Below are 8,275 nucleotides of genomic sequence, written 5' to 3' on the forward strand. Positions count from 1 at the left end.
GGCGCATGGAGAAAATTACCGGCCGCACGGACGATATGCTGATTATCCGGGGGGTTAACCTCTTCCCCTCCCAGGTCGAGGAACTGGTGGTCCAGACAGAAGGGCTTTCCGCCCATTATGTGCTGGAAGTTCATCGCGAAGGTGCGCTTGACAGCCTTACCGTCCGGGTGGAACATACTCTTTCGGGCGGCGCGGATTCGGACACTGCTGGAAAACTACGCGACCGGATCAAGGGCGTCCTTGGCGTCAACGCCGTTATTGATATCTGCGAGCCCGGCTCGGTCGAGCGTTCCCTCGGCAAGGCAAAACGGGTTATCGATCACCGGAAAATATAAAGGCAGCATATGACGAGCAGTTTTCAAGGCTTTCCGAAGGATTTTCTGCGCTTTTACGCGGAGCTGATCGAGAATAACAATCGCGACTGGTTCGGGCAAAACAAGCAGCGTTACAAGGATGTCGTTGTCTACCCGATGTGTGATTTCATCGAGGCGATGGCGCCGCGACTTGAGGCCATCGCCCCAATGTTTATCGCCGATCCGCGGCCCAACGGGGGCTCCATGTTCAGGATTTACCGCGACGTGCGTTTTTCCCGTGACCCAAAGCCCTATAAGGAACATGCGGCCTGCCAGTTCCGGCATCAGGCGGGACGAGATGCCCATGCACCGGGATATTATGTTCATCTTGCCCTGGACGGGGTGCGCTTCGGTGGCGGCATTTATCTGCCCCCTGCCCCCATCCTCACCAAGATCCGCCATGCCATCGATGAAAAAGGCGCGGAGTGGACCACCATTAAAAGCGATTCCGATTTCCAGGCGACATTTATAGAGGGAATCCGTGGGGACGGCCTGAAACGTGCGCCCAAAGGCTTTCCCATCGATCATCCGCAGATCGAGGATTTACGCCGCAAGACCCTTTTTGTGATGAAACCCCTCGCGAATATTCAGGCCATCACCAAGCCGGATTTTGTCGATGAGGTCGAGGATGCCTTTCAAAAGGCGACGCCCTTCATGCGCTTCCTGACAAATGCGGTTGAACTTCCTTTCTAAAAGCGAATTCGGTGTCACTGCCATTAACCTTCTTTTAAGACAATTTTTCTAAAATTAACGGGAAGTTGACTAACCGGCACCGCTTAAGGATGACTGCCATGATGAATATCATTGAATTGCACCCCGATACGACAATCGATCTTTATAGTACGGCACACGACCTGATTGCGCATCAGGGAGAACACGCCGTTGACATGCTGACGGCAGAGGCGGATGCCTTGCGCCGGAATGATCAGGCCGAGGAAGACCTCTATGCCTGCATTGAGCTTATGCGTGTTGTGAATGAACTCATCGACATGGAAGTTGCCGGACCGATACATTAATCGCCCTTGCGACAAGACACAAAAAAAGGCGGTACTTAAAATGCCGCCTTTTATTTTGCTAAGTTCCGAAAATCAGCTTTGCAACACCACCCGGCCGACAACACGGCCCGCGCGCAGGTCTTCCAGGGTGTTATACGCCTCTTTCATCGGGCGGGGCGTAATGGCAAGCTCGTTCAGCTTCCCGGCTTTCGCCAGTTCCATCAGTTCCTGCATTTCCTTCAAGTTGCCGACATAGCTGCCCTCAACCGAGATGGCCTTGATCGGAAACATGGGAAGTGGCATGGAAAAACCACCACCGAAGAGACCCACGATGACAAGCTTACCACCCTTGGTGAGCACCTTGGCCCCGAAGGCTGCACTGCTTTCGGCCCCAACAAAATCGATGGTCGCATTCACGCCGCCACCAGTCATGCCCATAAAGCTTTTAAAGGCCGCCGGATCAGAGGGGTCAATCGCCTCAACAGCACCGGCTTTCAGCGCCGCTTCGCGCTTTTCCGGATCGATATCGGCAACATAGATTTCTGCATCCGTCACGGATTTGGCAATCGCCATGCCCGCAAGACCAACACCGCCCGCCCCGATGATCAGGAGCTTACCGCCATCGGCACGCGACTTCACCTTCTGAAGGGCGCTGTAGGCCGTAAGCCCCGAGCAGGTATAGGTACAGGCAAGTTCCTTCGATAGGGAACCATAGTCCAGCAGATATCGGGAATGCGGCACCAGCAAGGTATCGGAATACCCGCCCGCGACATCAATTCCGAGCTGACGAGGGCGGTTGCAGAGTTGCTCCTCCCCCGATTTGCAGATGGCGCAGTCGCCACAGCCGATCCACGGATAAACAACCCGTTTGTCCCCGACCTTCACATCCGTGACATTATCGCCAACCGCCGTGACGGTTCCGACGATTTCATGGCCAAGGGTATGCGGCAGCTCCCGCCCGCCCCGGATATCGAGTTTCCTCTCATTCCCGAGGTCGAAATACCCTTCCCATATATGAATGTCGCTGTGGCAGACACCGCAGGCGGTGACATCCATCAGCACTTCATCCCCACTCACGCTTGGTGCCTCGCCGGTGTTTTCCACCAGCGGGGCGCCGTATTCTTCAAACTGATAACTCTTCATTTTTTCCTCCCAGATTCCTTGAAGCTCAGTGATCAGGCGATATTGATCCAGGTTGTTTTAAGCTGAGTATATTTTTCAAGAGCATGAAGAGAGCGATCGCGGCCACTGCCCGACTGCTTATAGCCGCCAAATGGCGTGGACATATCGACATCGTCATATGTGTTGACCCAGACAGTCCCCGCCCTCAGCGATTGCGCAAGTTGATGCGCCTTGGAGATATCCCGTGTCCAGACGGACGCCGCCAGACCATAGATCGTGTCGTTGGCAATATTAATTCCCTCTTCCATATCCTTAAAGGTAATGGTGCTGACGACCGGGCCGAAAATTTCTTCCTGTGCGATGGTCATATCGTTGGAGACATTGTCGAAAATCGTCGGTTCGATATAAAAACCGCCGGTTTCCTGCAATACCTGGTTACCGCCATAGAAGAGTTTAGCGCCTTCTTCCTGACCTTTGTTGATGTAGCCCATGACGCGGTCGGTCTGGGACTTGTCAACCATGGCCCCGACGATTGCTTTCGGGCTTAACGGATCGGTCGGTTGCAGGGTCTTGGCGACACCGGCAATCTTCTCAACCAACTCATCCTTGACGCTGTCCTGGACAACGATACGCGACGCGGCCGTGCAAACCTCTCCCTGATTGAAGAAAACGCCCATGGCAATCTTCTTCGCGGCAAGGTCAAGATCGGCATCCGCCATCACAATGCTCGGGCTTTTGCCGCCGCATTCAAGTCCGATGGCTTTCAGGTTGCTCTCCCCCGAATAGCGCATGAAGAGCTTGCCAACCTCGGTTGAACCGGTGAACGCCAGCGCATCCACATCCATATGACGGCCGAGCGCCTGTCCGGCAGTTTCACCAAATCCGGAAACAACATTAAAGACGCCTTCCGGAATGCCTGCCTCAACGGCAAGTTCAGCAACACGGAGTGCGGTAAGCGGAGATTGCTCCGCCGGTTTCAGCACAACGCTGTTACCTGCGGCAAGTGCCGGTGCGAATTTCCACGATCCCATCAGCAACGGGAAGTTCCAGGGGACCACACAAGCGACGACGCCAATCGGCTCGCGCGTGATCAGCGCGAGGGAGCGACGGCGATCCGTGGGGGCAATTTCATCATAGACCTTGTCAATTGCCTCGGCATACCAGGAGATACAGCCCGCAGAACCCGGAATATCAACGGCGCCCGCCCATTTAACAGGCTTGCCCATATCAAGGCACTCGAGCAGCGCGAGCTCGTCCTTGTTCTTCATGATCAGACCGGCAAACTTCTGCAAGACTGATTTCCGCTTCGCCGGTGCCGCGCGGGACCATGCGCCGGAGTTGAAGGCCGCACGTGCGGCTGCTACTGCACGGTTGACATCTTCAACGTCACAAGCAGCAACCTGCGTCAGTACGCGTCCATCCAAGGGGCTGATACAGTCGAATGTTTTGCCGGATGCGGCGTCAACATATTGGCCGTTGATGAAGGCCTTGTTGCGAATTGAGATTTGGCTTTCGAGCTTTTCCCAGTCTTCACGTGTGGGGGCGGGTGCTGTGGACATGCTATTTCCTCTTTTATCTTATTGATGTCAGGCATGATTTAATTTTGGCACGAGCATAAACAATGCCCTGCCATCGTGGAAGAGTTAGTTTGCGCTACACAGAAATTTTTACTTGTAATTTTTTTGGCGCGACGCTCCTGACTTTCGCTGCGGCTTAATGTATAACTCTTTTTTACCAAATCCAATTATAATCAATAGGATAGTTTTATGGTGCCGGGAAATATCAATCTGACCCAGCTTCAAACCTTTCTTTGGGTTGCCTCTTTACGCAGTTTCCGTAAAACAGCGGAAAAAATGAATACAACGCAGCCGGCAATTTCCGCCCGGATAGCCCGGCTAGAAGAAACTCTCGGTGTTCGCCTGTTTGAACGCGAAACCAGTTTTATCCGGGTGACGGCCAAAGGCCTGGAACTTCTCCCCTATGCGGAAAAGCTGCTCAGGACATCGGCGCAGCTTGTCGACCGCATTGGCCAGGAGGAAAATCTCCCCGGCATTTTACGGTTGGGGGTTTCAGAAACAATTGTGCATACCTGGCTTCCGACGTTCCTGTCCGGACTACATCGAAAATACCCGGCAATTGCAGTGGAAATCGTAGTTGATGCGACCCCAAATCTCCGACAGGAACTCATCGACAGATCGCTCGATTTTGCCTTCCTGATGGGTCCGGTCTCCGATTTTCAGATTGAAAACCATGACCTGATCGAGTTTGAGGTTATCTGGGCGGCCGTGCCGTCTCTTGAAGTTGATGCAGGACGGACGCTCTCCCTCGATGAGTTGGCCCATAATCCGTTGATTACCTACGCGAAAAACACACGCCCCTATGCCGAACTCGCTCGCCAGCTCAGGAAGAACACGGATTTACCGGCGCGTATATTTCCCTCAAGTTCGCTTGCCGCGATCCTGAAAATGGCGCTGGACGGCATCGGGATTGCCAGCCTGCCCCGTAAAATGATTCAGGCAGAACTTGATAAAGGAACCTTGATCGAGGTTACCTGTGATTGGCAACCGCCGAACCTGAAATTCACAGCATCCTATCCAACGGAACCCTACAATCCAGTGACCGAAAAATTCATCGAGCATGCGCTTGAAACCACCAGAGAATATCAAAAACAGACTACCCGTTAAGGGAAAGACGCCTACAGAAAAAGTTTCTGCCTCTGTTTCGATGTGATTCCCGAATTACCCCCTCAATGGCGCAAATTCCGGCAAAAAAGACGCAATTATGCTATTTTTAAGGTTGCTGAACGTATAATGTTACAAAGTAATGACGAAACCGGTCAGTCTTCCGGTGACGTCATTGTAATCGAGACCCCCGGTGATGGAGGGGTCAGGCTTTTGAGTAAAGATTAGAGAGAACGATGAGTACTTACGTTTTTTCCGTTTATCATGCCGAAGCGCGGGATGCGCTGAAAAACAATCAGGAACATCCACATATTTCGATGCGCTGGGCCTCGCCCTGCCGTTTCGCCATTGAGGCCGAAAGCCCTCGGGACGCGGAAAACTGCATCACGAAGAAATATCCGCATGATGAAGGCTTTGTGACCAAACGTTTGAACTGACACGCGCGTCGGTCCAAAAAAAGCTACACTTGGACGGCTCGTTTACCGTACCATAGGGAGATCGTGCGCACCCTGCCGCGACAACACTATGGTGACGAAAACATATGGCAAAAGAACCAAAAATAATAACCGAGATAAACGGTCCGGTGACCACCATCACTATCAACCGGCCAGAGGTCCGAAATGCACTGGATCAGGAAACGTCTGACTTGCTGGCGCAGGCCTTTCGCGACTTCGAGGCGGACGACAGCCAGCGTGTTGGCGTGGTGACCGGCGCGGGCGGCGCCTTTTGCGCCGGTGCCGATTTGAAGGAAACCGCAACCCGTGTTGACTACAAAGCCTGGGCCGGGCATCCCGACGGCCCCTTTCACGCCCCGCTTTCAAAACCCTTGATCGCCGCTGTGGCAGGTCATGCTTGCGCGGGCGGAATGGGACTTGCGCTCTATTGCGACATCCGTATTGCAGAGGAAACGGCCGTTTTCGGGATCTTCTGTCGCCGCTGGGGTGTCCCGATGAGTGATGGCACCACCGTCCGCCTGCCCCGCGTAATCGGCATGGGCCGGGCGCTTGATATGATGCTGACCGGGCGACCGGTTCCGGCTGCGGAAGCTCTTTCCATGGGGCTGGTAACGCAGGTTGTACCAACGGGCACAGCCCGCGCCGCCGCGGAAGAAATGGCCCGTCAGATTGCAGACTTCCCGCAAATCGCCATGCTGTCGGACCGGGAAAGCGTCTACATGCAGGAAGGCAAGACCGATGCGGAGGCCATCCATTTTGAAATGATCGCTGCGGAAGAAGCCAAGCAGAAAGAAGCGCAAGTCGGCGCGGCGCGCTTTGCCGCCGGAGAAGGTCGCCACGGCAAGTTCAAATAGCCTTACGTAACCGGGTAGCCTTTCCAGGACTTGATCGCCCGGAGCGCAAAAGTAGATCGCATACTCGCAACATGAGGCAGTTTAGCCAGACAGTTGCGGTGAATGCGGTCATAATCCGGCACGTTCCGCGCCGCTACGCGGATGATGTAATCCGCGCCACCCGTCGTCAGATGACATTCAAGAATTTCATCATAGGTCATGACGGCCGTCTCAAAAAGATTAAGTGTCTCCTGGCTTTGGGACGTCAGTGATATTTCAACAAAAACATCCACTTCCAGTCCAAGCGCATGCTTGTCGAGCCGTGCCGCATAGCCGTCGATAACGCCCGCCGCCTCCAGCATCTTGATGCGCCGATGACAGGCGGAAAGCGAAAGATTAACCCGCTCCGCTATCTCGGAAATCGGCTTATCTGAGTCAATCTGCAGTTCAGATAATATTTTACGATCAAAGTGATCTATTGAATATTTTCCTGAATTTCATGTCCAAAACAGGATTTTACACCAGAAAATCCCTTTAAGGAAATAAATTTCGGAAAAACTATCGGCGGGAAAAAGCTATACTTTCGTTATCATTTTATTCTGCTGATAGGGAGCGAAAGGCATGATCGTTGGAACGCCTAAAGAAATTAAAAACCATGAATATCGCGTCGGGCTAACTCCGGAAAGTGCCGGAGAGCTCGTCGCGCATGGACATGACGTTCTCATCGAAACCGATGCGGGCAAAGGCATCGGCGCCCTTAATGAGGCCTATGAAGCAGTTGGTGCAAAGATCGTCGGCACCGCAGAGGAAGTTTTTGCCCGCGCGGAGATGATCGTCAAGGTGAAGGAACCGCAAGCGAATGAGCGCGCCATGCTGCGCGAGGGCCAGATCCTCTACACCTATCTCCATCTCGCTCCCGACCCTGAGCAGACCCATGACCTCATTAAATCGGGCGCTGTCTGCATTGCGTATGAAACGGTAACGGACAACAGCGGCGGCCTCCCGCTCCTCAAACCCATGAGCCAGGTTGCTGGTCGTATGTCCGTGCAGGCGGGCGCGGCGGCGCTTGAAAAAGCCCATGGCGGCCGTGGCGTTTTGCTCGGTGGTGTTCCCGGTGTTGCACCGGGCAAGGTGGTGATTATCGGCGGCGGTGTCGTCGGCTTTAACGCAGCGCAGATGGCCATTGGCCTGCATGCGGATGTGACGATCCTTGATCGCCATCCGGTGACGCTGGAACGGCTTGAAAATCATTTCGAATCTTCCGCCAAGGTCATCTACTCCACCAACGCCCTGCTGGAGCGTCTGGTGATGGAAGCGGACCTTGTGATCGGCGCCGTGTTGATCCCGGGCGCGGCCGCGCCGAGGCTCGTCACCCGTAACATGCTGAAAACCATGCAGGACGGCTCGGTTATCGTCGATGTCGCGATTGATCAAGGCGGTTGTTTCGAAACATCCAAGGCGACCACCCATGCAGATCCGACCTATGTCGTCGACGGCGTGGTTCATTACTGTGTTGCCAATATGCCGGGCGGTGTTGCGCGCACATCGACCTATGCGCTCAACAATGTGACCCTGCCCCATGCCCTCAAGATTGCCGACAAGGGCTGGAAAGTGGCACTGAAAAGTGATCCGCATCTCGCCAACGGTCTCAACGTCTGGAACGGTAAAATCACCTGCGAACCTGTTGCCCGTGACCTCAATCTCGATTACACGCCGGTTGAGGAAGCCCTGAAAAACTGAAAAATAAAGCCCGACCTCTCCCGGTCGGGCTTTTACATCATTGGCGACCCCGGCACGACTCGAACGTGCGACCTATTGATTAGAAGTCAATTGCTC

General features: G+C 54.1%; 10 protein-coding genes. 7 read left to right on the top strand and 3 right to left on the bottom strand.

Features of this window, described 5'->3' with window-relative positions; translation table 11 throughout:
• The 3 genes from P1U71_RS17140 to P1U71_RS17150 all read left to right on the top strand — a co-directional run.
• The coding region (locus tag P1U71_RS17140; protein ID WP_367281216.1) for a phenylacetate--CoA ligase family protein at positions 1–335 on the top strand (335 nt) is incomplete at its 5' end.
• 9 nt (positions 336–344) lie between these two features.
• Entirely contained in the window at positions 345–1,046 is a 702-nt protein-coding gene (locus tag P1U71_RS17145; RefSeq protein ID WP_301106893.1) for a DUF2461 domain-containing protein, read from the top strand.
• 98 nt (positions 1,047–1,144) lie between these two features.
• Entirely contained in the window at positions 1,145–1,369 is a 225-nt protein-coding gene (locus tag P1U71_RS17150) for a hypothetical protein (protein WP_301106894.1), read from the top strand.
• A 72-nt stretch (positions 1,370–1,441) separates the two neighbouring features.
• Here the strand turns inward: P1U71_RS17150 and P1U71_RS17155 are convergent, their stop codons facing one another.
• Together P1U71_RS17155 and P1U71_RS17160 are read right to left on the bottom strand one after the other, a co-directional pair.
• Positions 1,442–2,491, bottom strand: a complete 1,050-nt coding sequence (locus tag P1U71_RS17155) for an alcohol dehydrogenase (RefSeq protein ID WP_301106895.1) — start codon at positions 2,489–2,491, stop codon at positions 1,442–1,444.
• A gap of 32 nt (positions 2,492–2,523) precedes the next feature.
• The gene (locus P1U71_RS17160; RefSeq protein ID WP_301106896.1) at positions 2,524–4,029 is read right to left on the bottom strand and encodes an aldehyde dehydrogenase; all 1,506 of its coding nucleotides are present in this window, start codon (positions 4,027–4,029) and stop codon (positions 2,524–2,526) included.
• 207 nt (positions 4,030–4,236) lie between these two features.
• Here P1U71_RS17160 and P1U71_RS17165 point away from each other — a divergent pair, with 207 nt between their 5' ends.
• The 3 genes from P1U71_RS17165 to P1U71_RS17175 all read left to right on the top strand — a co-directional run bounded on the left by P1U71_RS17165 (position 4,237) and on the right by P1U71_RS17175 (position 6,460).
• Positions 4,237–5,154: a LysR family transcriptional regulator gene (locus P1U71_RS17165; protein ID WP_301106897.1), complete on the top strand. Its 918-nt coding sequence runs from the start codon at positions 4,237–4,239 to the stop codon at positions 5,152–5,154.
• A 233-nt stretch (positions 5,155–5,387) separates the two neighbouring features.
• Entirely contained in the window at positions 5,388–5,588 is a 201-nt protein-coding gene (locus P1U71_RS17170) for a hypothetical protein (RefSeq protein WP_301106898.1), read from the top strand.
• Positions 5,589–5,692: 104 nt separating this feature from the next.
• Positions 5,693–6,460, top strand: a complete 768-nt coding sequence (locus P1U71_RS17175) for a crotonase/enoyl-CoA hydratase family protein (RefSeq protein ID WP_301106899.1) — start codon at positions 5,693–5,695, stop codon at positions 6,458–6,460.
• A 2-nt stretch (positions 6,461–6,462) separates the two neighbouring features.
• On the opposite strand, the gene P1U71_RS17180 is transcribed toward P1U71_RS17175, so the two are convergent.
• The gene (locus tag P1U71_RS17180) at positions 6,463–6,918 is read right to left on the bottom strand and encodes an Lrp/AsnC family transcriptional regulator (RefSeq protein ID WP_301106901.1); all 456 of its coding nucleotides are present in this window, start codon (positions 6,916–6,918) and stop codon (positions 6,463–6,465) included.
• 142 nt (positions 6,919–7,060) lie between these two features.
• On the opposite strand from P1U71_RS17180, the gene ald reads away from it, so the two are divergent.
• Positions 7,061–8,179, top strand: coding sequence for an alanine dehydrogenase (ald, locus tag P1U71_RS17185; protein ID WP_301106900.1), 1,119 nt, complete (start codon positions 7,061–7,063; stop codon positions 8,177–8,179).
• The last annotated feature ends 96 nt before the right edge of the window (positions 8,180–8,275 follow it).

The sequence above is a fragment of the Sneathiella sp. genome, assembly GCF_029233945.1.
Classification (GTDB): domain Bacteria; phylum Pseudomonadota; class Alphaproteobacteria; order Sneathiellales; family Sneathiellaceae; genus Sneathiella.